The following is a 23,644-nucleotide window of genomic DNA, read 5'->3' as shown; positions in this document are numbered from 1 at the left end:
GGGTGGGAGGTGACGGGAACGGCCGTGGCTACCAGGGGTGCCGGGTCCTCGACGGGGCGGAGGAGGCGAAGAGCTCGTCCACGGCGCGGACTTCGAGCTGCGCCGCAGGCTCGTGCGCCGCGCGGCGCAGTCCGGCGAGGTGGAAGGCGGTACCGCAGGTACCTCCCAGGAACACCCGAGTGCCGTCCGGGAGGCGACGGTGCAACTCGTAGTGCCGGACCGGTCCGGCACAGCGCCGCCAGGTCACCCGCAGCGCGGTCGTCCCGCCCGCGGTGGCGGCCTCGGTGACCTTCAGTCCGTGGGGCGCGGCGGGCTTCCCCGCGGCGTCGTGGACCGCGAGCCCGCCCAGCCGCCAGGCGACGGGGGCGCCCGCGCGCCCGGTCAGCCGTATGCCCAGCGCGCGGACCGTACCGGTGTCCGCGGCGCCGCCGATCCGCAGGGAGACGGTGCGCCAGCCGCCGTCGCCCGCCTCGACGGTCCCGGCCGGCAGGTAGACATACGGCGCGGGTTCGCCCGGCGCCGGGGCGTCCCGCGGAGCGACGGCGACCTCCACGGTCACCGGGCCCGAGCCCGGATCGAGGCGGTGGGTGAGGTCCACGACCGTGGCGGTACCGCACGGCAGCCGGGTGGGGAACAGTTCCACCGTCGCGGGGGAGTCGAGGGTGCCGCGCACCAGCAGACTGCTGCCGCCGCGCCAGGCGTCGGCGAAGTCCAGGGAGACGTCGGGGCGTTGGCCCGCGGTCCCGACCGCCCAGCGCCTCGGGGGCAGCCGGTCCTGGAGCCCGAGATGGTTCCAGGGCGCCTCGGAGGTGACCGTGCCGCGGTCGTACCAGCGCAGGCCGTGGCCGGTGTTGAAGGTCGTGGCGAAGGGCAGCGCGATGACCGTCGAACGGTCGGCGACCGCCGCGGCGGGGGCCCGCCAGCCGCCGCCCTCCCCGCCAGGACGGGACGGATCGAGGCATTCGCCGCACCAGAACCGGTCGTCCGCGGCGTGGAAGTCACCCGGGGTGCGTCCCGCGGGCAGATGGCCCAGGGTCCACTCCGGCCGGTAGAAGCCGTACGAGACCACATGGTCCCGGTCGGCGGGGACGATCGCGTCCCAGTCCGTGACGGTGTCCCAGCCGGCCGACTCGACGTCGACCCCGGCCCACAACTCGTAGCGGCTGCGACCCAGTTGGCCCGCGAGCCGCCCGGAGTCGGCGAGCGAGCGCGCGCTCCAGCGGAAGTCCACGAACAGGGTGTCGGCGACCGGTCCCGCGGCGTCCTGGAAGAACTCCCGGTTCCGTTCGTCGAGCGCCCCCTGCCAGCCGACCCGGCCGCTGCTGTCCATCGCGTCGTACCAGGTGATCCGCAGCCCGTGCGGCGCGCCCGCCGCCCGCAGCGCCCGGAGGAACCCCCGCATGTCGGCGGCCAGCGCGGTATCCCCGCCCTCCGTCTCGGCGTTGAGGAACCAGCCGTCGAAGCCGTATGCCCGCGCGACCGCCACCAGCTTCGCGGCCAGCGGGAACCGCCCCGCCCCGTCCTTCCGCACCAGGTCGCGGGTCCAGCGCAGCTGTCCGCCGTACGCCGCCGGGGGCAGGAACACGGTGCCCAGTACGGGCACGCCGTTGCGGTGCGCGGCGTCCACGACCGGGGCGTTCGGGGCCAGGATCAGGCCCTCGCCGGCGGAGCCGCCCCAGAAGACCAGTTCGTCGAGGTACGCCCAGTGCGTCGGCGCGTAGTAGTCGGCGGTGGCCGAACCCTGGGACGGATTGCCCGCGGTGTGGTCGAAGGCCGCCAGCGCGCTGATCCGGGCCTGGCCGGCGCGGGCGGTGGTGTTCGCGGGAACGGGGGTGAACCGCTCGGCGAGCGGCACCGTCGCGGTGTTGAACGGCAGGTCCCGGTCGGTCTCCGGTGTCCAGTCCGCCAGGCTGCGCCAGACGATGCCGTCGCCGGGCGTGCCGGAGGGCAGCGAGTCGGGGAACCAGTAGGCGGCGTACGGCTGTGAAGGGGCCGCGGTGCGCGGGTGCGGGACGGCCACCGCGGGGCCCGGCGGCGGGCCGAGCAGGGCCGCGGCGGCACCCGCCCCGGCGAGCAGCACGCGGCGCCGGGGGAGGGGGCGGGAGAAGGGGAGGCGGGGCCGGGGCATGGGGGCTCCTCCGGGAGTGGCGGACGGCGGGACGCCGCGGACGCTGCTGGGGCCGGTCCGATGGGTCAGGGGCGAGAGGCCCTAGGACGCGTCCGAGGGGTCGGAGGCGGAGCGCCCCCGGCGCGAGACGCTCCCCACCTCCTCCGGCGTGCACACCTCGGTGATCCCACGGTCCGTCAAGTGAGCCTGGTCGGTGGCCTGTTGGGCGAGTACCAGGGCCGGCCGGGCGCCCTGCGCGGCGAGTTCCGCCCAGGCTTCGAAGACCGGGCCGCCGGGTGCGCACGCCGACCGGTGCGGTGCGGTCTCGGCGTCGCCCGCGTCGACGACCAGCGCGGTGCGGCGGGCCGGCGGCCGGTGCCCACGCCCCCGCCATTCCGCGGCCAGCGCCGCCAGCGCCCGCCCCACGGGCTTGGCCGAGCGATCGTTGCCGAGCAGCCCCAGTCCGTACTCCAGCTCCGGGAAGTCCGCGAGCGACCGGGACACATCGTGCGAGCACCACCAGGTGATGCCCCAAAGGCCGGTGCAGTCAAGGGAGTTGTGGACGGTGGCCTCGGTGAAGCGCACCGCGTGGTCCCGGGGGATGTGGGGCGCGGGGGCGCCGACCTCCTGGAGCCACACCGGGCGGTGCGGATCGAGCGCCCACGCCTTGGACAGCTCGATGAGATAGGCGGCGTGCTGCTCGGTGGCGGTGCCGTCCGGGCCGTGGCGCTGCGCGGTGCCGTTGAACACCCAGGAGTGCACCGCCGTCATGGCGCCCAGCCGGGCGGCGTGGGCGGGTGTGAAGGGGTGGCCGTCGCGGTACCAGGTGGCGTCGTACGCGGCGTGCAGATGCGGCCGTCCGGGCGCGCCCCGCTCGCAGGCCGCCAGCATCCGCTCCAGCCAGGCCGCCGCCTGCCCGGCCGTGATGCGGTCCGGATCCGGGTGCGGGCCGTCCGAGAACTGGTTGATCTCGTTGCCCAGGGTCATGCCGAGGAAGTTCGGCCGGTCGGCGAGCGCCGCGGCCAGCGTGCGCAGATACTCCTCCTGGCCGGCCAGCACCCCGGGGTCGGTGAAGATGTTGCGGCGGTGCCAGGTCCGCGTCCAGGCGGGCAGGAAGTCGAAGCTGGACAGATGCCCCTGGAGGCCGTCCACGCCGACGTCCAGCCCGCGCTCGGCCGCCGCGTCCGTCAGCCGCACCAGCTGGTCGACGGCCCGCGGCCGGATCAGGGTGCGGTTGGGCTGGAACACCGGCCAGAGCGGGAAGACCCGGATGTGGTCCAGACCCAGGCCGGCGATGGAGTCGAGATCGGCGCGTACCGCGTCGAGGTCGAAGTCCAGCCAGTGGTGGAACCACCCTTGGGTGGGGGTGTAGTTGACGCCGAAGCGCAGACGGCGGGCGGTGTCGGTGTCCTGTACGGGCATGTGAGGTCCTGTCCCTACGGGTGTCGTGCGGGCGGCGGCCCCGGCCGGGGCTCAGCCCTTGACGGCGCCCTCGCCGACGCCGCGGAAGAAATAACGCTGGAGGCAGGCGAACATCACCATCAGCGGGAGTACGGCGATGACCGTGCCGGCCGCGACCAGCCGCTGGTTGTCCGCGAAGGTGCCGTGCAGGAAGTTCAGGCCGACGGTCAGGGTGAACTTCGACTGGTCGCTCAGCACGATCAGCGGCCACAGGAAGTCGTCCCAGGCACCCATGAAAGCGAAGATCGCGACGACGGCGAGAGTGCCCCTGACCGACGGCAGCGCGATGCGGACGAACCGCTGCCAGGCGTCGGCGCCGTCGACGTACGCGGCCTCCTCGACCTCGTACGGCAGCTGCGCGAAGGCGTTCCGCATCAGCAGCACGTTCATCGCGCCGATGCAGGAGGGCAGCACCACGCCGAGCAGGGTGTTGTTCAACTGGAGCTGACGCATGGTCAGGAACTGGGCGATCATGATGCTTTCGACCGGGACCAGCATCGCCGCGATGAACACCAGCACCGCGGCCCGACGGCCCCTGAAGCGCATCCGGGCGAGCGCATAGCCGGCCAGCGCCGCGCCCGCGCAGTTGGCCAGCACGTTCGCCGCGGCGACCTTGAGGGAGTTCAGCGCGAAGTCCCAGACCGGGATGATCCTCGCGACACCTGCGTAGTTGCCGAGGGTGACCTCGCGCGGGACCAGGTTCGGGGGGTAGCGGTAGATGTCCTCGCCGGGCCCTTTGAGGGAGGTCGACAACTGCCACAGGAACGGGCCGACTGCCAGCGCCAGAACGGCGAGCAGCAGCAGATAGCGGAGTACCAACAGCCGTCGCCGCCGGGCCGGCCGCCGTCGGACCGGTGTCCGCCGCGTACCGCCCATGGGCTCCTCGGCCCGCGACCGCACGTCCACCGTGGCGCTCATTAGAGGTCCTCCCCGCGCCGGGCCCGCAGTACCAGCAGCATCAGCCCGAGGGCGAGGGCGAAGACCACGACGGACAGGGCCGAGGCGTAGCCGACCCGGCCGCTCAGCCCGGTGCCCACCTGTTGGACGAGCATGACCAGCGTGGTGTCCTCGCCTCCGGGACCGCCGGTCGGCCCCGCCATCAGATAGACCTCGGAGAACACCTTGAACGCGTTGACCGAGGAGAGCGCGGCCACCAGCACCATCGTGGAGCGCACCGCCGGCACGGTGACGGTCAGGAAGCGGCGCACCGGCCCGGCGCCGTCGACGGCGCACGCCTCGTGCAGTTCCGGGGGGACGCCGGCCAGTGCCGCCAGATAAATGATCATGTAGTAGCCGAGCCCCTTCCAGACCGTCACCGCCATCGCGCTGAGCAGCAGCAGCCAGGGATCGTCGAGGAACCCGACCTTGCCGAAACCCAGCGCCTCCAGCAGCGCGTTGATCAGCCCCCGGTCGTCCAGCAGCCACACCCAGATCAGCCCGACCACCACGACGGAGGCGACCACCGGGGTGTAGAACGCGGCCCGGAAGAAGGCGATCCCGGGGATGTGCCGCTGGACCAGCAGGGCCAGCAGCAGCGGCAGTACCACCAGCAGCGGTACGGCACCCAGGACGTAGAGCAGGCTGTTGCGCAGCCCCGTCCAGAACATCGCGTCGTGGATCAGCTCCTGGTAGTTGGCGCCGCCGACGAACCGCCCCGGGGTGAGGGTGCGGGCATCGGTGAAGGAATGCGCCACCGTGCTGAGGAAGGGATAGAGGCTGAATCCGCCGACGACCAGCAGACCGGGTGCCAGGAACAGCCACGGCGTGGACGGCAGATGCGTACGGATGCCGCGGGATCCGCGGCGCGGCCGGACCGTTCGGGGACCGGAGAACCCGCGCGGACCGGTGAGGCGACGGCCACCGAGGGCGGTGTGCGGGGCCATGGCCCGCCTCAGCCGGTCTTGAGGAGGCGGTTGCACTCGGCCACCGCCCCGTCCAGCGCCGCCTTCGGCGACTGCTTGCCCTGCACGGCCTTGGCGACGGCGTTCCGCAGCACCGTCTTCATCTGGTCGCTGAGCAGTACCGGCGTGTAATTCACCGCGGTCTTCAGGGACTTGGCGGACGCCACCCGCACCCGGGTCGCATCCGTCCCGTCCTCCTCGGTGAAGTACGGATCGTCCAGCGAGCCCTTCGTGCTCGGGAAGACCGTGACCTGCCTCGCGAACGCCATCTGGTTCTGCCGGTCCGTCACGAAGTGCGCGAAGGCCACGGCCGCCGGTGTGACCTTGCTCCGCGCGTTCACCATCAGGCCCTGGACGTACATGTTGGCCTTACCGGTGTTGTTCACCGCGTCCGTGATGCCGATGTTCCTGTAGAGGCTCGGGGCGTCCTTCGCGAAGTTCCCCAGATCGAGCGCGCTGCCCGGGTTCATGGCCACCGACTGCTGCTCGAACTTCCGCCCGGCGGACTCCGCCTGGGCGGTGAGCGCCTGCGAGTCCAGCGCCCCGGCCGCGTACAACTCCTTGTAGTGCTGGAGCAGTTCGACACCCTTGGGCTCGTTGAACGTGAACGCGGTGCCCTGGGCGTTCATCAGCCGTACGCCGTAGCGCCCGAAGTCCTCGACCGACGGCGTACTCGCCAGCATCGCGATCTTCCGGCCGCTCCTCTGCGCCATCGCCACCGCGTCCCGGAAGAGCTGGTCGTACGTGGTGGGCGGCTTCGCCGGATCCAGCCCGGCCCTGCGGAACAGCTCCTTGTTGTAGAACATCGGCCCGGTGTTCAGATACCAGGGAAAGGCATAGACGCCCTGCATTCCGGGCATTTCCTGGCTCTGCCATGCCGCATCCAGGTACTCGCCGCGGTACTTCCCCGCCGCCTTTTCCAGATCGAGCGCCAGCCCGGCCTTCGCCAGCGGATACGTGAGATCCGGCGACACATTCACCACATCCGGTAACGTCCCGCCCGCGGCATCCGCGCTCAGTTTCTCCGGATACCCCTCGGCCGGCTGATCGATCCATCTGACCTTGGCATCCGGATACTTCTTCTCGAATTCCGCGATGACCCCGTCGAAATATTTCTTGAAATGCGCCTTGAGATTCCAGGTCTGGAAGGTGACCTGTCCCTCGACCTTCCCCGAGGCGCTGTCCGACCCGCCGGTGTCCCCCGAGGCCCCGCACCCGGTCAACGAGAGCGCCGCGGTGACCAGAACCGCGGTGGCGGCGGCTGCCCGGCTGGATGTACGACGCATGGCTGGCTCCTTAGCTCAGGTGTGGCTCAGGTGCTCGGACCAGAAACATCCGGACGGTGATCCGGGTCTCCACGGCGGTACTGAAGGACCTCCGGCGACGATGCGAAAGACGCTACTAATGCGGTTTAGTAGGTGTCAACACTCCGATCGCGGACGATTCTTCGGGGTCGGCCCGGCAGCCGTTTGACATGCCGTTAGGTCCTGCTCAGACTGTTCTGCACTCAGACTGCTCTGCACTCGTGCGGTTCAGGACGGGAATGCGGTTCAGGACGGGAGGAGCGCCGGCATGACTTCGCCCGGTGAGGCGGCCCGCCGCAAACCTGCGCGCCGGCCGACGATCAAGGACATCGCCCGCCGGGCCGGGGTCTCCGAGAGCGCCGTCTCCTTCGCGCTGAACGATCGGCCGGGGGTCTCCGAGGGCACCCGCGCCCGGGTGCGGCGCGTCGCGGAGGAGCTGGGCTGGCAGGCCAACAGCGCCGCCCGCGCGCTCTCCGGCGAACGCGCCGGCTGCCTGGGCCTGGTGCTGGCCCGCCCCGCAAGGACGCTCGGCGTGGAGTCGTTCTTCCTCCAACTCGTCTCCGGCATCCAAGAGGTGCTCTCCGCACGGAAGACCGCGCTCCTCTTCCAGGTCGTCGAGGACCTGGAGACCGAATGCGCCCTCTACCGCCGCTGGTGGGCCGAACACCGGGTGGACGGCGTCCTCGTCGTCGACCCCCGTACCCAGGACCCCCGGCCCGAACTCCTCGCCGCACTCGGCCTCCCCGCGGTCGTCATCGGCGGCCCCGCCACCCCCGGAACGTCCGCCGGACCGTCCGCCCCGCTCCCCCCGCTCTCCACCGTCTGGGCCGACGACGCCAAGGCCATGGCCAGGATCCTCGACCACCTCCACGGCCTCGGCCACCGCCGCATCGCGCATGTCGCGGGCATGCCCGGACTCGCCCACACCGCCCGCCGGATCCGCTCACTGCGCGCCGAGACCGGCCGGCTGGGCCTCGACGAGCGGCAGGTCCGCTCGGTGACCACCGACTACTCCGACGCCGAGGGAGCCGAGGCCACCCGCCGCATCCTCGACGCCACCGCACCCCCCACCGCGATCATCTACGACAACGACGTGATGGCGGTGGCCGGCGCCTCGGTGGCGGCCGGGCGCGGCATCCGCGTGCCGGGCGAGCTGTCCATCGTCGCCTGGGACGACTCCCCGCTGTGCCGGGTCACCCACCCCCGGCTGACCGCGCTGGTCCGCGACACCCCGGGCTTCGGCCGGCTCGCCGCCACTGAACTCCTCGCGGTCCTCGACGGCGGAGGGCCCCGCACCGTACAGGGCGAACTCCCGCGCCTGGAATGGCGGGAGAGCAGCGGCCCGGTCCCGCAGGGAGACTGACCGGGCTCGGCCGGCGAGGTCCTGACGGACCGTCAAGAGCACTGCGGTGCCCTCGTGCAGCCGCCGCCACACGCCCCGCCCCTACTACCCGTCATACCTGAGAGCCACATGGACAGTGGCTCCCCGGCGGGACGCCGACCACACACCGCGCTCCCTACCTTCGGTGCCGGAACCACCACCCGCCTCCGGTACGGAAGGACCACCCGCCATGGCGTCCCGCCCGCCCAACCGCCGCCTGACCCGCACCCTGCTGGCCGTGCTGGTCACCGCCTCGGTGGCCGTACCCGTATCGGGGGCGGCCCGCCCCGCGGCCGTTCCGGCGCCCGCCCCCACGGCTGCCGCCCCGCTGCGCGACGCCACCCCCGCCGCCCTCGCCGAGCGGTACGCCACCGCCCGCCACGACATCGAGGCGGCCGAGCGGACCGCCACCGCCCACGGCGACCACATGCGGGCCGCCGCACTGCGCGCCATGGCCGGCCGCGCGCGGCACTTCCTCTCCTTCGACGGCCGCGACGGCGGTCGCAGCGCCGAGGTCTACGGCGACCTCTCCCGGGCCCGGCGGATCGCCGTGCTCGTCCCGGGCTCGGACACCGGCTTCGAGACGTACGGGCGCTTCCGCGCCGGGGCGCTCGCGCTCCAGCGGCAGCTCGGGCGGGAAGCGGCCACCCCGACCGCGGTCGTCGCCTGGCTCGGCTACGCCACGCCCGCCACGGTCAGCCCCGAGGCGATCACCACCGGCCGGGCCGACCAGGCCGCCCCACAACTTCGGGAATTCATCGGTGAGTTGAACGCCGCCCGGCCTGCCTCCCGCGTCGTCGTCCTCTGCCACTCCTACGGCTCCGTGGTCTGCGCCCGAGCCGCCTCCGCACTCGCCGTGGCGGACATCGTCTTCTACGGCAGCCCTGGCACCGGCTACGGCAGCGCGGCGGCCCTGCGCACCCGGGCCACCGTCTGGGCCGGCCGCGGCGCCGGGGACTGGATCGCCGATGTCCCGCACGCCCGGCTCCAACTGCCCTTCGCCACCCTCGGGTTCGGTGTCGATCCGGTCTCCCGGGAGTTCGGCGCCCGGGTCTTCCCGGCGGGCCGGGGCGGCCACAGCGACTACCTGAAGCCCGGCTCCGTATCCCTCAAGAACCTCGCCCGCATCGTGACCGGACAGGCCACCGCCCCCAGCGGGCCCCTCGCCGCCCGCACCGGTCGGGCCGCCGCCGAGAAGGGCCGTCATGCGTGACTCCGTCGGATCCGCCGCGCGGGCCCTGATCCGCCGGATCGAGCTCGCCACCCCGCCCCACCGCGACCGGGCCACCGACGCGCTGCGCGCCTTCGCCATCCTCGGCGTGGTGCTCGGCCACTGGCTGGTCACCGCCCTGGTCGCGGACAGCGGCACCCTGCACGTCGCCAGCCCGCTCCAGAACATGCCCCAACTGGCCCCCATATCCTGGCTGTTCCAGACCCTGGCGGTGTTCTTCATGGTCGGCGGGCAGGTGGCCGCCCCGAGCCACGCCGCGGCCCGCGCCCGCGGCACCGCCTACCGGCACTGGCTGCGCGCCCGTCTCGCCCGGCTGTTCCGGCCGGTCGCCGCGGTCCTGGCGGTGTGGACCGTCGCCACCGTCGCGATGCTCGCCTCCGGCGTCGGCTTCGAGACCGTCCACACGCTGGTCAAACTCGTCCTGTCCCCGCTGTGGTTCCTGCTGGTCTTCGCCGCCCTGACGGCGGCGACCCCGCTCGTCGCCAAGCTGCACCCGCTGTGGCCGCTCGCCGTCGTCCTGCTCGTCGACGTCCTCCGCTTCGGCTGCGGCGCCCCGGGCTGGCTCGGCTGGCTCAACCTGCCCGCGGGCTGGCTCGTGCCGTACTGCCTGGGCGCGACCTGGTCCCGCGGCGGCCTGCGGTGCCGGGCGGCCGGCTGGGCGCTGCTGGTCACCGGGGCCGCGGCCACCGCCGGGCTGATCCTGTTCGCCGGCTACCCCGCCTCGATGGTCGGCGTCCCCGGCGCCGCGATCTCCAACCTCAACCCGCCCACCCTCGCCGCCGCCACCTTCGGCCTCGCCCAGTGCGGCGCGGCCCTGCTGCTGCGCGACCCGCTGAACCGGGCGCTGCGGCGCCCCGCCGCCTGGGCCGCCGTGGCCGTGCTGAACCTCTCCGCGATGACCGTCTTCCTGTGGCACCAGACCTCGATGATGGCGGTCACCGCCACCGGCCTGTACGCCGCCGGCCCGCTGCCCGGCCTGCACACCGCACCCGACGGCCCCGCCTGGATACTCGCCCGGCTGTTGTGGCTCCCGGTCTTCGCGGGTGCCCTGCTGGTCTGCCGGGCCGCGTTCCGCACGTACGAACAGCACCGGCCCGGCAGGCGCGCGACGGACGCTCCGCGCGGTCCGCATACCCCCGGTGCGCCCGGTGCGCCCGGTGCACCACTTCCGCGCGAACCGCGGCCGCCCGCCCCGGTGATCCGCGAAGGGCGCCCCGCCCGGCCGGAGGCGACGCCCCGTGCTTAGGGTGCATCCCGTGAAGAGGGGGAATCGGGCCGAGCGGCTCGTGGCGGCGGTGCGCGCGGTGCCGCGCAACCTGCGCGAGGACCTGTGGACGACGGCCGGCGACGATCCGCTGGCGAGCACCGCGCGGCGCCCGCGCTGGCTGGACTGGCGGCCGGCGATCGTCGTGCCGCTGGCCCTGGCCGCGGTGGTCCTGCTCGCCGCCGACGCGAACCGGTATGCCTTCCTGTACGGGATGGGCCTGCCCTACGGCATCCTCGTCGCCGCGCTCCAGGCGGCGGCGCCGGTCGCCGCGCTGTACCGACCGGTCCCGGCCTGGTGGGTGTCGACCGGCGCCATGGTCCTGGTCGCCTACCATGCGGCGGGTCACATCGAGCCGTTCACCCAACTGCCCTGGTACCAGACCGGGCTCCCGCTCCAGGCGGCCGTGCTCTTCCTGGCGGCGCTGCGGGTCCGGCCCCGGACAGCCGTCGAGATGCTGGTGATCGACGTGCTGACGGGCCTGTTCACCGATGCGGTGATCTCCGACCGGTTCAACGACGCGCGCTTCCCCGTCGCCGTCCTCGCCCTCTCCGTCGTGGTCGGCACCGCGCTGCGCGGCCGGCAGGTGGCCCGTACCGAACTCGTCGCGCAGGAAGAGCTGACCGCCGGAGAACGCGCCCGGCGCACCGTCCTGGAGGAGCGCAGCCGGATCGCGCGGGAGCTGCACGACGTGGTCGCCCACCACATGTCGGTGATCTCGATCCAGGCCCAGGTCGCCCCGCACCTGGCCGACAACCCCTCGGACGAGCTGAAGGAGAACCTCCGCGGCATCCGCCAGAACGCGGTCGAGGCGCTCGCCGAACTCCGCCGGGTGCTCGACGTGCTGCGCTCCGAGGACGCCCTCTCCGACAGCGCCCGGCACGCCCCGCAGCCCACCCTCGACCGGCTCGGCGAGCTGGTCGGCAAGGTGCGCGGCGCCGGTCTCGACGTGTCCGTCGAGACCGCCGGTGAGCCGCGCCCGCTCTCACCCGGCGCCGAACTCTCCGCGTTCCGCATCGTCCAGGAGGCGCTCAGCAACGCGATGCGGCACGCGCCGGGGGCGGCGGTACGCGTCGAGGTCGGCTACCGACGCCACGACCTGACCCTCCGCGTCACCAACACCGCGCCCGACGGCCCCGCCCCGCCCTCCGCGGGCACCGGGCACGGCCTGCTGGGCATGCGCGAGCGCGCCACGATGCTCGGCGGCGAACTGGCCACCGGCCCCACCCCCGACGGCGGTTACGAAGTGACCGCGATCCTCCCCGCCCGCCCCCCGCATCCGCCCGCCGACCCCGCCGAGGACACCCCATGACGACCGCCGCCACCACCGCCATCCGCGTACTGATCGCGGACGACCAGATGATGGTCCGTCAGGGATTCACCGTGCTGCTCGACGCCGAACCCGGGATCGAGGTCGTCGGCCAGGCGGTGGACGGCCTCGACGCGGTCGCCAAGGTCGCCGAACTCGCCCCGGACGTGGTCCTGATGGACATCCGGATGCCCGAACTGGGCGGCATCGAGGCCACCCGCCGGATCACCGCACCGGCCGGTGCCACCGTCAAGGTCCTCGTCCTGACCACCTTCGATCTCGACGAATACGTCTACGAGGCGCTGCGCGCGGGCGCCTCCGGCTTCCTCCTCAAGGACGCCTCGGCCGATGAACTCGCCCAGGCCGTCAGGGTGGTGGCGGCTGGTGACGCCCTGCTGGCGCCGAGCATCACCAAGCGGCTGATCGCCGAGTTCTCCCGGATGACCGGCGCCCCGCGCGCCCCGCTCAAGGACCGCGTCGCCGGTCTGACGGAGCGTGAGACGGAGGTGCTGTCGCTGATCGCCCAGGGCCTGTCGAACGCCGAGATCGCGGCGCGCCTGGTGGTGGCGGAGCAGACCGTGAAGACCCATGTGGGCCGCATCCTGGTCAAGCTGGGCCTGCGGGACCGGACCCAGGCCGCGGTCTTCGCCTACGAGAGCGGACTGGTGCGGCCCACGGGGTACTGAACCGCCCGCCGGATTCCCCCACCGGCGGGGGGTGTCAGTGGTGCGTCACGACCCCGGGCGCCAGCCGCCCGCAGTTCGAGCCGGAAACGCTGACGCTCACCGTCTCGACGGTCCCGCCCCAGTCCACACAGCGGCCTTTCGCCGCCAGATACACCGGTCCCGCATAGGAGGTGTAGTCACCGCTGTCGAAAACCGTGTCGGAGCTGCCGTCCGAGGGGCCGAGATAGGTGTAGAGGAACACCGGCTTACCGGGGCTGTTCCGGACCGTCACCACGCAGTTCTTTCCGGTCTTCGCGCTGTACGTCAGATACACGGTCCCTTTTCCGGTGACCGGTAGGGAATTCACGACGCGATATCCGCTGCCGCACGCTCCGTTGTACGCCGCGGCTCTCGCCGGCGCGGCCGATGCCGTGGTGGCCAGGCCCATCGTGGCGATACCGGCCGCCGCCAGTGCCGCGGATCCTGTGATGGCACGTGAACGCTTCATGGGAATACCCCCGTCAGGTGGTGTCCGTCGCGTGGTCATTCACCGTGATGGTGATGCACCGTGTTGGACACCGGCCGGACGGGGATGGTTGTACGCGAATTGCCCGCGTATCAGGAGAACTTGATGGTGCCTCACCCCGGGCAATGCCCGCCCGGTGGGTAGGGCTCCCCGGTCAGTCGTCGTCGTCCTCCCCATAGGCGAGCACCTTCAGCCTGCCGTACGTCCCGTTGAAGCGGTTGTGGTCCCCGACGGTGTGCCCCGAGGAGGTGTGCTGCCAGATGCTGTGGAATCGCCAGCTGCCCGGCAGCGAGCCGACGGAGGTGCTGTAGTGGGGGATCCACAGCGGGTTCGTCCGGCCGAAGCGGGCCGAGTTGCCGGTGCACCGCTTCCACCAGTTGGTCGAGGTGTAGATGACCGCGTCGCGGCCGGTCTCCGCCCGGTAGGCCCGCACGAAGTCGCCGATCCAGTTCACCATCCCCGCATGGCTCTTGCCGTAGCAGGTCGCGCCGTAGGGGTTGTACTCCATGTCCAGCGCGCCGGGCAGCGTCCTGCCGTCCCGCGACCAGCCACCGCCGTGGTGCGCGAAGAACCGCGCCTGCGTGGCACCGCCGGAGTGGTCCGGCAGTGCGAAGTGGTAGGCGCCGTGGATCATGTCCGCGTGGTACGAGCCGTGGTACTGCTGGCTGAAGTACGGGTTCGTGTAGCTGGTGCCCTCCGTGGCCTTGACGTAGGCGAACCGCACCCCGTTCCGGCGCAGCCTCCGCCAGTTGACCCTGCCGTTGTGGCTGGAGACATCGACCCCGGCCACGGCCCTGCGCGACCAGGCACCCCGCGGCTCGGAGGCGACCTGCTCGTCGATGCCCTCGTGCATGGCGATGGTGGAACCCATCCAGTCCTGCTCGGGGTGGGCGGGCGTCTTCCCGGCGTCCGGCGACGCGGTGGCGGTGCCCGGCAGGACGAGCGGCAGTGCGAGCACGGAGAAGAGGGAAACGAGGGTTCCGGCCGCGAGGGGGATCGTACGGCGGGCCGGTGCGGGTCTGCGCAAGGGCATCGCGTGCCTCCGAAGGACTTCGGTTGAGTCAGTTTCGGCAGCTTTTGAGCAGAATTCTGCCGATAAAAAGACTTATACGCTGAATTGCCGTGTCCCAAGACCCGACAGCCTCTCAGTCCGCCGACCGGCCGGGCCATCTCACCCGTCTGGCCGCCCCGGCCTTTCGGGACGACGCGAGCGGGCCCCGGCAGTGCCGGGGCCCGCTTTCCTGCGCAGCGGCGAACGCGCCATGCCGCCGCTTCGCCGGTCTCTATGCCGATCCTGCCGGATCGCTTGTCCGTTCCGTCATCGCCGGTGGCTCAGTAGGCGGAGTTGACGTTGTCGATGGAGCCGTAGCGGTGGGCGGCGTAGTTGGCCGCGGCGGTGATGTTGGCGACCGGGTCGGTGAGGTTATCGGCGGTGCCCGCGACGTGGTAGGTGTCGAAGGTGGGCTGGATCACCTGGAGCAGGCCCTTCGACGGGATGCCGTTGACGGCGTTGACGTCCCAGTCGTTGACCGCGTTGGGGTTGCCGCTGGACTCCCGCATGATGTTGCGGTGCAGGCCCTCGTAGCTGCCCGGTATGCCCTTGGACTTCATGATGTCCAGCGCCTGGCGGATCCAGCCGTCAAGGTTGTTCGCGTACTGCTTGGGAGCGGCCGGACGCTCGGCGGAGCGGCTGGCGGCCTGCTCGGCGGTGTGGCCCTGCTGGGCGACCGCGGTGACCTTGATGCGGTCGGCGACGGACGCGCTCACCGGGCGCTGGACCTTGGCGCTGTCGGCCTTGGCGGGCATCCCGTTGGCGCTGACCGGCTTGACTGCGGCGGAGGCGTGCGCGGCCGGGGCGGCGTGGACCGGGGCCGCGGTGACGGCCAGGCCCGTGGTGGCGCCGGCGGCGGCGAGAACGGCCACGGCGACCTTGTGGGTACGGGTGACACGGGCGATCCGGGCAGCGCGGGGCAGGGCGAAACTGGGCATACGGGGGTGACCTCTTCCAGGTACGGGGGACGGCGGGGTGGCCGTCGTTGGCGCGTTCGGACCGAGGCTCTTCACGTCGTGCCCGCCCTCAGGGCGTTGGGCGCAGACCCGCTCTCGGTGCGACGGGATCCATGGTTAACGGCCGACCCGATTCGTGGCAATGACCCCTTGTACTACCTCTCTTCGTGAGATGAAGGGGAATGCCCGTTTTGCTCCGATATTCGCCCTGTATTTCGGGGCGTGGCGCGCCTCGGTGTCGACTAGGCGGACTCGTACGTGACGTACGTCGCGTGCCGGGGGTCACCTGCCGGAGCCCTTTCGAGCCCCTCCGGCGCCCCCGGAAAGTTACCTGGCTCACACCCCGAATTGCCGCCGGGAATCCCCCAGTTCGCCCTCCCGGGGGCGGCGGGAGTGGCCGCGCCCCGGCGGATCCGTCCGTGCGGCGGTGCCGCTGGTCCGTTCGTAGCAGCATCCGGGCTGTCGGGCTGCGCCTCGCCCGGGGGTCCCGGAGAGTGAGACCACACACAACCGTCACTCACCGTAGGGGAATGCTTATGTTCCGTCGTTCCGTCGTCGTTCTCGCCGGTCTCGCCGTCGCCGGAATCCTCGGCACGGGCTCCGCCGGCGCGGCCCCCGTCGACCACCACCGCGACTACCGCGACCACCACGAGCGCAGCCTGACCCCCAGGGAGCGCGAGGGCCTGCGGGTCGCCGGCCATGTCCTCGACTCCCTCTTCGGCGGCCCGCCGCGAGGCTGGAGCCGCTACTGAAGCCGGCCGCCGTCATCTGCGCCAACGGCACTGGCCCTGACCGCGAAGTGCGGTCAGGGCCAGTGCCGTTGGCGCAGAGGCGTTGCTCCGGCGCGTCAGGCCGGTGCGCTGCGTCGGCTCGGTTCTCCGGCTCAGTAGGCGGAGTTGACGTTGTCGATGGAGCCGTAGCGGTGGGCGGCGTAGTTGGCCGCGGCGGTGATGTTGGCGACCGGGTCGGTGAGGCTGTCGGCGGTGCCCGCGACGTGGTAGGTGTCGAAGGTGGGCTGGATCACCTGGAGCAGGCCCTTGGAGGGGATACCGTTCCGCGCGTTGATGTCCCAGTCGTTGACGGCGTTGGGGTTGCCGCTGGACTCCCGCATGATGTTGCGGTGCAGGCCCTCGTAGCTGCCGGGGATGCCCTGGGACTTCATGATGTCCAGTGCCTGGCGGATCCAGCCGTCCAGGTTGTTCGCGTAGCGCGGGGCGGTCGGCTTGGGTGCGGCCGGCTTGGGCGCGGCCTCCTTCGGCGGCGCTATCTCCTTGCGCTCCATCGAGCGGTTCGCGGCCTGCTGGGCGACGTGGCCCTGCTCGGCGACGGCGGTGACCTTCAGGCCGTCCGCGACGGACACGCTCTCCTGCTTCTTGTCCTCGTTCGTCTGGGCCTTCGCCACGACCGGCAGGCCGTTGGCGCCTACCGGCTTCACCGCGGCCGACGCGTGGGCGGCCGGGGTGGCGGCGTTGCTCGGCGCCGCGGTCAGGGCGAGGGCCGCCGCGCAGCTCGCGGTGGCCACCAGCGCCGCGGAGACCTTGTGGGTGCGGGTGATGCGGGCGGTGCGGGGCAGGGAGAAGCCGGGCATGGGCATGCGGAACTAACCTCTTCCAGGGCTGGGTGGCGGGTTGCTGGCCTTCGGTGGCTCGTGAGGACCGAGGGTCGGTGCCGCGCTCGCCGCTCTGGCGGAGTCCGCAGGCTTGTTCTCGGTGCTACCGGAAACATGGTTAGCGCCGGCCCGGGATGGTGGCAAAGATGCCGTGTACTACCCATCTTCGTGCGTTAGGGTGAAATGCCCGATGTAAATGCCGGAATTCAGGGCGTACGCCGGACCGTTGTCGACTAGCCGCCTTCGTACGTGACGTACGTCGCGTGCCGGGCATCACCGTTTACCGCCCCCGCGGCCCCCTCCGGACCGGCCGCCGAGTTGCCCGGGTCACACCCCCGGCTCCCCTTCACCGGCGCCGTTCAGACCTCCAGCAGCCGGGCCGCCAGATGCTCGATGCGGTCATGCCAGGCGTCCCGCGCCGCCTCCGCCTCCGAGCCCCGCGGCCCGGTCTGCGTCAGGACCAGGCGGGCGCCGTGCCCGGTGCCGCGGCCCAGCTCCCAGCGGACCGTCCCCCGCGGACGGCACCGGTAGGCGAGGACGGACGGCTCCCGCACCTCGGTGACCGGCCCGGCCGGTGCCTTCCTGGAGGTGAACCCCTCCGGGGCGGGCTCGCCCGTGGCCGGCTCGTCACCCCCGGTCAGTACCGCCCACACCGTCTCCGCGGGCCGCACCAGCTGCCGCTCGAAACGGATCCGCGGCCCCTCCGCCGTCTCCTCGACGGCCCCGTGCCCGAGATCGAACTGCTCCAGATACGCCTCGTGCAGCTCGCCCGAGTCGGGCTCCACGGCCGGTGACTCCCCGTCGAGCAGCTGTGAAAGCGCAGACAGGCACAGGTGCCAGCCGGACGCGAAGCTGGCGGCGCCGAAACGGTCGCCGAAGGTGTGCACCAAGGTCAGCAGCGAGCCGTCCGGATCCGGCGCGACCTCCCAACGGAGGTGGTCATCGCCCCAGGTGAAGGCGTACAGCCGGGGTTCCTCGACATCGGTGACCGTACCCGTCATGGCGGGCCCGCTCACCTGCGGCATGAGGAAGGTGATCGGGCCGCCGGCCCGCAGTTCGACCGCGACATCGCAGGGGAACCACCGCCCCATCCGCGCCGGTTCGGTCAGTGCCGACCAGACCTCGTGCGGTGGATGCGCCAGCCGCCGCTCCATGCGCAGCGCCGTCCGGCTGCCGGTGGCCGGTGCCAGGGTGTCGGAGTGCGGGTTCATCGGGGCGCCTCCTGTTCGGTGTCACGGTGCCGGTGCCCCGCACACCGCCGAAGCCCCCGTCCACTGATTCCGCCGGCGGGTACGGCGACGGCCGCGGCATCCGCCACCCGCCTCATACGCACGCCGGATCGCCCTCGGCCCGCCCCTCGCGTGCCACCGGAGCCAGCGCCGGTGCCGTCTCCAGCGGCCCGTCCGTGAAGAAGCGGGCGGTCAACTCCGCGACCTCCTGCGGGCGTTCGAGCACCACCCAGTGATCCGTGTCGGGGATCGTCAGGAAGCGGCTGTCCGCGAGGGTGGCCGCGAAGGCGCGCTGCCGGTCCGGGGTCGTCACCGTGTCGTGCTCGCCGCTGAAGACCAGGGTGGGGATGCCGGGCAGCCCGCCGGCGAAGTCCGGCCGGTCGGTCAGCGCCCGGCGCAGCGAATCCACCGCGTGCGGCGAGTGCAGCGCCGCCTGGAGCATCGCCCGCCGGACATAGCGGAATGCCAGCTTCCGGCGGGTGACGTACCGGCGCTCGTCGAGGCAGAGCAGCCCCTCGGCGGCCCGGGTGGCGAAGGCGGCGGTGTCCCCGTGCGAGAGGTGCTCGGCGGCCCGCTGCCACGCGTGGACCTGTACGTCGCCGACGTCCGCCGGTACGCCGCCGAGCACGAGCCGGGCGATCCGCTCCGGGAAGCGCTGGGCGCAGCTGAAGGCGATGCCCGCACCGTAGGAGAAGCCGAAGAGGTTGATCCGCGAGGCGCCGAGGTCGTCGATGACGCCCAGGATCGCGGCGCACAGCACCTCCATGCTCGGCCCCGGAGGCAGCGGCCCCGCGCTGCCCATGCCGGGCAGATCGGCCGTGACCACATCCGTCACGGGCCCCAGTTCCTCCTCCATCTGCGGCCAGCCGTACATCCCCTGCAGGGCGCCGCCCAGCACCAGCGCGGGCTCGGTGACCCGGTTCGGCTGCCGCAGCAGCCGGTAGGCGTACGGCACCTCGCGCACCGACAAGGAGCGGATCAGTTCCTCGTTCATGGTTCTTCCTTCACCGGCTGGGACGGGGGTCAGTCGTGCGGTCGGAGCGGGTGGGGCCTGTCCGATGGATCGGGGTCGGACCGGCCCTAGGTGCGGGTCAGGACGAGCGCGGCGTTGTGGCCCCCGAACCCCAGCGAGGTCTTGACCGCGCAGTCGAACGCCGCCTGCCGCGGCTCCGCGCGGACGACCTCGATCGGGATCCGGGGGTCCGGCACCGTCAGATTGGCGGTGGGGGGCACCAGTTGCTGCTCCAGGGCCAGCACCGTCAGCACGGTCTCGATGCCGCCGGCGGCGCCCAGCGTGTGCCCGGTCATCGCCTTGGTGGAGGTGACCAGCGGATGATCGCCGAGCACCCGCTGCAACATCATCGCCTCGATGTGGTCGTTGACGACGGTCGACGTGCCGTGCGCGTTCACATGGCCCACGTCGCGGCCCTGTACGTCCGCGTCCGCCATCGCCGTACGCAGCGCCTGCTCGATGCCCTTGCCGTCCGGATCCGGCGCGACCGCGCCATAGGCGTCGCTGGACGCGCCGTACCCCGCGATCTGCGCGCGGATCGGCGCCCGTCGGGCCCTGGCGTCCTCCGGCCGCTCCAGCACCAGCAGCCCCGCGCCCTCGCCGACGACGAAACCGTCCCGGTCGACGTCGAAGGGCCGGCAGGCGGTGGCCGGATCGTCGCGCCGGGTGGACACCGCCTTCATCTGGCAGGCGCTGGCGATCAGCAGCCGGGACAGCACCGACTCCGCGCCGCCCGCGATGGCGATGTCGCAGACCCCGGCGTGCAACAGCTGACGCGCGGTACCCACCGCGACGGTCCCGGAGGAGCAGGCCGTCGCCACCCCCAGACTGGGGCCCTGCGCACCGAGATCCATGCAGACACTGCTGGCGGCGCTGTTGATCACGGTCAGCGGAGCGAGCTTGGGGGAGACCCGCCGGGCACCGCGCCCCGTCATCGCGGCGTACTGCTGGTCGTAGAACGGCAACCCGCCGTGCGCGGAACCGATGACCACCGCGACCCGGCTCCGGTCCCAGGTCTCCGGGTCCAGGCCGGCGTCGCCGACGGCCTCCCGTGCGGCGATCACCGCGAGCTGCGAGAAGCGGTCCATCAGCCGCTGGGTGGCCACCCCGAGCAGCTCGGTGGTGTCCAGATCCGTGGCGGTGTACATGAAGTCGCAGGGCAGATCGGCGAGTTCGTCCTGGTGCGACACTCCGCCGGGCACGGTGTCATGGGTGAGGGAATGCCAGGTGGCCTTCGTTCCCACGCCCGCCGCGGTCACCAGGCCCAGTCCGGTCACGGCCGCGGCGAACGGCTTGCGGCGGGCAGTCACGCGGTGACTTTGCCGTCGATGGCCGCCACCAGCTGTCCCACGGTGTCGCGCGAGGTCAGCGACACCTCTTCGAGGTCGATGTCCAGCCGCTCCTCGATGAGCACCCGGAGTTCCTCCAGGGCGAGGGAGTCCAGGCGGAGGCTGCGCAGCACGGTGGCCTCGGTGACCTCCCTCCGGGTGACCCCGAATCGTTCCTCCAGCAAGGCGTTGACAACTTCTGCCGCATTCACGTGGCGCTCCTCCGCTGTTCGTAGGCGATGCTGCCAACCGCGTCCTGGGCGGGATTTCGCCGGTGGTTCCGGCTGGTTTGGCCACCCTTTATACGCCTTTGTCCTGGGCGCTCCCCAACCGTGGTAGCTCAAAGGGGTGATGGGCGCGCCGGAGCGGGCGAGAGGCACGCGTACGGACGGTGCGCTCCGCGGAAGGCGACTTGTTGTCTAACGCCGTGGAGCGGCGGGAGGTACGGGTCGCACGCCGGCGGAGTACCGGGGGTGCGGTGCCGGGCGTTGGGGGCCCGGCCGTGGCTCACCGGGGCAGGCGGCAGGGGGTGGCGGGGTGCTTGCGGCGCCCTCAGGCTTCGTCGAGCGCGCCGGTGACCCGCCCCAACAGGGAGCGCAGGGTGCGGAGTTCGTCGACCGTCAGGCCGGTGGCCGCCATGATCCGGCGCGGCACCGGCAGTGCCCGCTCCCGCAGGGCCTCGCCGGCCTCGGTGAGCCGGATGGTCACCGACCGCTCGTCCTCGGGGCTGCGCTCACGGTGCACCAGCCCGGCCGCCTCCAGCCGCTTGAGCAGTGGCGAGAGCGTGCCGGAGTCCAGCCGCAGCCGCTCGCCGATGCTCTTCACCGGCTCCGGGCCGTGCTCCCACAGCACCAGCATGACCAGGTACTGGGGATACGTGAGCCCCAGGTCCTTGAGGGCGTCCCGGTAGACGCCGCCGAACGCGCGCGAGGCGGCGTGCAGCGAGAAGCAGACCTGGTGGTCGAGGCGGAGCAGTTCGGAGTCCGGAACCGGGAGCGTCGGGAGCGTGGCCATGGCTCCAGGTTAGCGCGCGACGGACGATTGAGTTGCACACAACTTAGTTGCGCACAATTTAAATCTGTGCGACCGTTGGTCCCGTCGCACCCGCCGTGTCCGGTCACCCGGACCGCCACGGCCACGGATCCACCGGAAGGGACCCACCATGGACGCGCTGTACACCGCCGCCGCCACCGCCAACGGCCGCGAGGGCCGGGCCGTCAGCTCCGACGGCCGGCTCGACCTCGCCCTGGCCATGCCCGAGCCCCTCGGCGGAAACGGCAACGGCACCAACCCGGAGCAGCTCTTCGCCGCCGGGTACGCCGCCTGCTTCGCCAGCGCGATGGCCAACGTCGGCCGGCAGATGAAGCTCGACACCAAGGACGTCGCGGTCACCGCCGAGGTCTCCCTCGGCAAGGACGACACCGGGTTCGGCCTCGCGGTCGTCATGCGGGTGGAGCTGCCGGACGCCCTGGTGGGGGAGACCGGCCGGCAGCTCGTCGAGGCGACGCACCAGTTCTGCCCCTACTCGAAGGCCACCCGCGGGAACATCGACGTGGAGCTGGTCATCGAGTGACCCGGCCGGTCCTCCGGCGCCCCGGCGCCCCCGGCCTCTCGTCCGCTCCCTTCTCCCTTTCTCCCTTACGCGCCGTCCGCCGCGTACACCCGCCGCCCCCCGACGAACGTCTGGAGTACCCGGGTCGCGGCGATCTCCTCGGCCGGGCCGTCGAAGGGGTCGCGGTCGAGGACCGCCAGGTCGGCCAGCTTGCCGGGCTGGACGGAACCGGTCTCGTCGAGGTGGTTGGCATAGGCGCTGCCCGCCGTGTACGCGGCGAGGGCGGCGCCCAGGTCGAGGCGCTGCTCGGGGAGGAAGGCGGGGGTCGACGGCGGGGCGTCCGGGGTGCGGCGGTTGACGGCGACATGGAGGGCGGCGATCGGGTCGGCCGAGCTGACCGGCCAGTCGCTGCCGGCCGCGAGGGTGGCGCCGGAGCGCAGCAGATCCCCGAACGGGTACTGCCAGGAGGCGCGTTGCCGCCCCAGGAAGGGGATGGTCAGCTCGTCCATCTGCGGTTCGTGGGCCGCCCACAGGGCCTGGATGTTGGCCGTCGCACCGAGCCGCCGGAAGCGCGGGATGTCGTCGGGGTGCACGACCTGGAGATGGGCCAGATGCGGGCGGGTGTCCCGGTGGCCGTTGGCGGCGCGGGCCGCCTCGACCGCGTCCAGCGCCTCGCGCACCGCTCGGTCGCCCAGGGCGTGGAAGTGCACCTGGAAGCCCTCCGCGTCGAGCCGGGTGACGTACGTCCGCAGCGCCTCGGGGTCGACGAAGGAGATCCCGGTGTTGCCGGACGGGCAGCCGCACGCGGTCAGATAGGGGCCGAGCAGCGCCGCGGTGTGGTTCTCCGCGATGCCGTCCTGCATGATCTTGACGCTGGTGGCCCGCAGCCGGCCGTCGGTCAACTCGCGCCTGCGGTCGATCAGTTCGGGCAGCTGCTCGATGCCGCGGGAGCGGTCCCACCACAGCGCCCCGGTCACCCGGGCGGTCAGCAGGCCGTCGCGCCGGGCGGCCAGGTAGGCGGGCACCGGGTCGGTCGTGCCGGGGCCGTTCCCCAGCATCGCGTCCTGCCAGGCGGTCACCCCGTACGAGTGGAGCAGCCGCTGCGCCCGGAGCAGCCCCGCGGTCTGCTCGGCGAGCGAGGGCTGCGGGAGCAGCTCGCCCACCAGCCGCATGGCGCCTTCCTGGAGCATCCCGGACGGTTCGCCGGCGGCGTCCCGCTCGATACGGCCGTCGGCCGGGTCCGGGGTGCGGGAGGTGACCCCGGCCCGCTCCAGGGCGAGGGAGTTGGCCCAGCCGCCGTGGTGATCGCGGTTGACGAGGAACACCGGGCGGTCCGGTACGACGGCGTCGAGGAACTCCCGGGTCGGCATCCCGCCGGGGAACGCCTCCAGGGACCAGCCGCCGCCGGTGATCCACGGTGCCTCCGGGTGGGCCGCCGCGTACCGGGCGATCAGCTCGCGGTACGCGTCGGCGGTGTCCGCCGCGCTCAGATCGCACTGCCTCAACTCCAGCCCGCCGCTGACGGGGTGGACATGTGCGTCCTGGAAACCCGGGACGAGCAGCCTGCCCCGGAGATCGACGACCTCGGTCCGCGCCCCGATCAGGTCGCCGATCCGGGTGTCGGGGCCGACGGCGACGATCCGGTCGCCGCGTACGGCCACCGCGCTCGCCCTGCTGCGGGCCGGGTCGACGGTGTGCACGGGGCCGCCGCGGAAGACGAGGTCGGCGTGGGAGGTGGTGTTCATGGTGCGGCGCTCC

General features: G+C 72.4%; 22 protein-coding genes. 7 read left to right on the top strand and 15 right to left on the bottom strand.

Going from position 1 to position 23,644, the window contains the following annotated elements; all coding sequences use genetic code 11:
- Nucleotides 1-28: 28 nt before the first annotated feature.
- From GR130_RS25430 to GR130_RS25410, 5 genes are all read right to left on the bottom strand, one after another.
- Nucleotides 29-2,128 carry an endo-beta-N-acetylglucosaminidase gene (locus tag GR130_RS25430; protein WP_159506868.1) on the bottom strand — a complete coding sequence of 700 codons (2,100 nt, stop codon included), beginning with the start codon at nt 2,126-2,128 and terminating at the stop codon, nt 29-31.
- Nucleotides 2,129-2,209: 81 nt separating this feature from the next.
- A complete protein-coding gene (locus GR130_RS25425) occupies nt 2,210-3,529 on the bottom strand; it encodes a glycoside hydrolase 5 family protein (RefSeq protein ID WP_159506867.1) in 1,320 nt (439 codons plus the stop codon).
- Between the two features lie 51 nt (nt 3,530-3,580).
- Nucleotides 3,581-4,444 carry a carbohydrate ABC transporter permease gene (locus GR130_RS25420; protein ID WP_201305215.1) on the bottom strand — a complete coding sequence of 288 codons (864 nt, stop codon included), beginning with the start codon at nt 4,442-4,444 and terminating at the stop codon, nt 3,581-3,583.
- Nucleotides 4,445-4,485: 41 nt separating this feature from the next.
- Entirely contained in the window at nt 4,486-5,451 is a 966-nt protein-coding gene (locus GR130_RS25415) for a carbohydrate ABC transporter permease (protein WP_236573471.1), read from the bottom strand.
- Between the two features lie 8 nt (nt 5,452-5,459).
- The gene (locus GR130_RS25410; RefSeq protein WP_159506865.1) at nt 5,460-6,755 is read right to left on the bottom strand and encodes an ABC transporter substrate-binding protein; all 1,296 of its coding nucleotides are present in this window, start codon (nt 6,753-6,755) and stop codon (nt 5,460-5,462) included.
- 286 nt (nt 6,756-7,041) lie between these two features.
- On the opposite strand from GR130_RS25410, the gene GR130_RS25405 reads away from it, so the two are divergent.
- The 5 genes from GR130_RS25405 (at nt 7,042) to GR130_RS25385 (ending at nt 12,644) form a co-directional block, all read left to right on the top strand.
- The gene (locus GR130_RS25405) at nt 7,042-8,136 is read left to right on the top strand and encodes a LacI family DNA-binding transcriptional regulator (RefSeq protein WP_159506864.1); all 1,095 of its coding nucleotides are present in this window, start codon (nt 7,042-7,044) and stop codon (nt 8,134-8,136) included.
- Between the two features lie 208 nt (nt 8,137-8,344).
- On the top strand, nt 8,345-9,367 hold the full coding sequence (locus GR130_RS25400; protein ID WP_159506863.1) for an alpha/beta hydrolase: 1,023 nt from the start codon (nt 8,345-8,347) through the stop codon (nt 9,365-9,367).
- The gene (locus GR130_RS25395; protein ID WP_159506862.1) at nt 9,360-10,631 is read left to right on the top strand and encodes an acyltransferase family protein; all 1,272 of its coding nucleotides are present in this window, start codon (nt 9,360-9,362) and stop codon (nt 10,629-10,631) included. Before GR130_RS25400 ends, GR130_RS25395 begins: the two co-directional genes overlap by 8 nt.
- Before the next feature lie 10 nt (nt 10,632-10,641).
- Entirely contained in the window at nt 10,642-11,961 is a 1,320-nt protein-coding gene (locus GR130_RS25390; RefSeq protein WP_236573467.1) for a sensor histidine kinase, read from the top strand.
- Nucleotides 11,958-12,644: a response regulator gene (locus GR130_RS25385; RefSeq protein ID WP_159506861.1), complete on the top strand. Its 687-nt coding sequence runs from the start codon at nt 11,958-11,960 to the stop codon at nt 12,642-12,644. The genes GR130_RS25390 and GR130_RS25385 overlap by 4 nt, the downstream gene beginning before the upstream one ends.
- A gap of 34 nt (nt 12,645-12,678) precedes the next feature.
- On the opposite strand, the gene GR130_RS25380 is transcribed toward GR130_RS25385, so the two are convergent.
- The 3 genes from GR130_RS25380 to GR130_RS25370 all read right to left on the bottom strand — a co-directional run bounded on the left by GR130_RS25380 (nt 12,679) and on the right by GR130_RS25370 (nt 15,138).
- Nucleotides 12,679-13,131 (bottom strand): spore-associated protein A, encoded by a 453-nt coding sequence (locus GR130_RS25380; protein ID WP_159506860.1) that lies wholly within the window; start codon nt 13,129-13,131, stop codon nt 12,679-12,681.
- 172 nt (nt 13,132-13,303) lie between these two features.
- Complete coding sequence (locus GR130_RS25375; RefSeq protein WP_159506859.1) at nt 13,304-14,182, bottom strand: lysozyme; 879 nt, start codon at nt 14,180-14,182, stop codon at nt 13,304-13,306.
- A gap of 299 nt (nt 14,183-14,481) precedes the next feature.
- Nucleotides 14,482-15,138, bottom strand: coding sequence for a transglycosylase SLT domain-containing protein (locus tag GR130_RS25370; protein ID WP_159506858.1), 657 nt, complete (start codon nt 15,136-15,138; stop codon nt 14,482-14,484).
- 554 nt (nt 15,139-15,692) lie between these two features.
- On the opposite strand from GR130_RS25370, the gene GR130_RS25365 reads away from it, so the two are divergent.
- Nucleotides 15,693-15,908, top strand: a complete 216-nt coding sequence (locus GR130_RS25365; protein WP_159506857.1) for a hypothetical protein — start codon at nt 15,693-15,695, stop codon at nt 15,906-15,908.
- Between the two features lie 131 nt (nt 15,909-16,039).
- On the opposite strand, the gene GR130_RS25360 is transcribed toward GR130_RS25365, so the two are convergent.
- The 6 genes from GR130_RS25360 to GR130_RS25335 all read right to left on the bottom strand — a co-directional run bounded on the left by GR130_RS25360 (nt 16,040) and on the right by GR130_RS25335 (nt 21,348).
- Entirely contained in the window at nt 16,040-16,744 is a 705-nt protein-coding gene (locus tag GR130_RS25360; RefSeq protein ID WP_159510203.1) for a transglycosylase SLT domain-containing protein, read from the bottom strand.
- Between the two features lie 380 nt (nt 16,745-17,124).
- A complete protein-coding gene (locus GR130_RS25355) occupies nt 17,125-17,976 on the bottom strand; it encodes an SRPBCC family protein (protein WP_159506856.1) in 852 nt (283 codons plus the stop codon).
- A 112-nt stretch (nt 17,977-18,088) separates the two neighbouring features.
- On the bottom strand, nt 18,089-18,988 hold the full coding sequence (locus tag GR130_RS25350; protein ID WP_159506855.1) for an alpha/beta fold hydrolase: 900 nt from the start codon (nt 18,986-18,988) through the stop codon (nt 18,089-18,091).
- An 86-nt stretch (nt 18,989-19,074) separates the two neighbouring features.
- A complete protein-coding gene (locus tag GR130_RS25345; RefSeq protein ID WP_159506854.1) occupies nt 19,075-20,316 on the bottom strand; it encodes a beta-ketoacyl-[acyl-carrier-protein] synthase family protein in 1,242 nt (413 codons plus the stop codon).
- On the bottom strand, nt 20,313-20,519 hold the full coding sequence (locus GR130_RS25340; RefSeq protein WP_159510202.1) for an acyl carrier protein: 207 nt from the start codon (nt 20,517-20,519) through the stop codon (nt 20,313-20,315). Before GR130_RS25340 ends, GR130_RS25345 begins: the two co-directional genes overlap by 4 nt.
- A 367-nt stretch (nt 20,520-20,886) precedes the next feature.
- The gene (locus GR130_RS25335) at nt 20,887-21,348 is read right to left on the bottom strand and encodes a MarR family winged helix-turn-helix transcriptional regulator (RefSeq protein ID WP_159506853.1); all 462 of its coding nucleotides are present in this window, start codon (nt 21,346-21,348) and stop codon (nt 20,887-20,889) included.
- 148 nt (nt 21,349-21,496) lie between these two features.
- On the opposite strand from GR130_RS25335, the gene GR130_RS25330 reads away from it, so the two are divergent.
- Nucleotides 21,497-21,907, top strand: coding sequence for an organic hydroperoxide resistance protein (locus GR130_RS25330; RefSeq protein ID WP_159506852.1), 411 nt, complete (start codon nt 21,497-21,499; stop codon nt 21,905-21,907).
- 65 nt (nt 21,908-21,972) lie between these two features.
- Here GR130_RS25330 and GR130_RS25325 read toward each other — a convergent pair whose 3' ends face one another.
- Nucleotides 21,973-23,631 (bottom strand): amidohydrolase, encoded by a 1,659-nt coding sequence (locus tag GR130_RS25325; protein WP_159506851.1) that lies wholly within the window; start codon nt 23,629-23,631, stop codon nt 21,973-21,975.
- Nucleotides 23,632-23,644 lie beyond the last annotated feature (13 nt).

It is taken from the genome of Streptomyces sp. GS7, from assembly GCF_009834125.1.
Lineage (GTDB): Bacteria > Actinomycetota > Actinomycetes > Streptomycetales > Streptomycetaceae > Streptomyces.
Note: the sequence above shows the minus strand (reverse complement) of the source record. Positions and strands in the feature narration are given on the sequence as shown.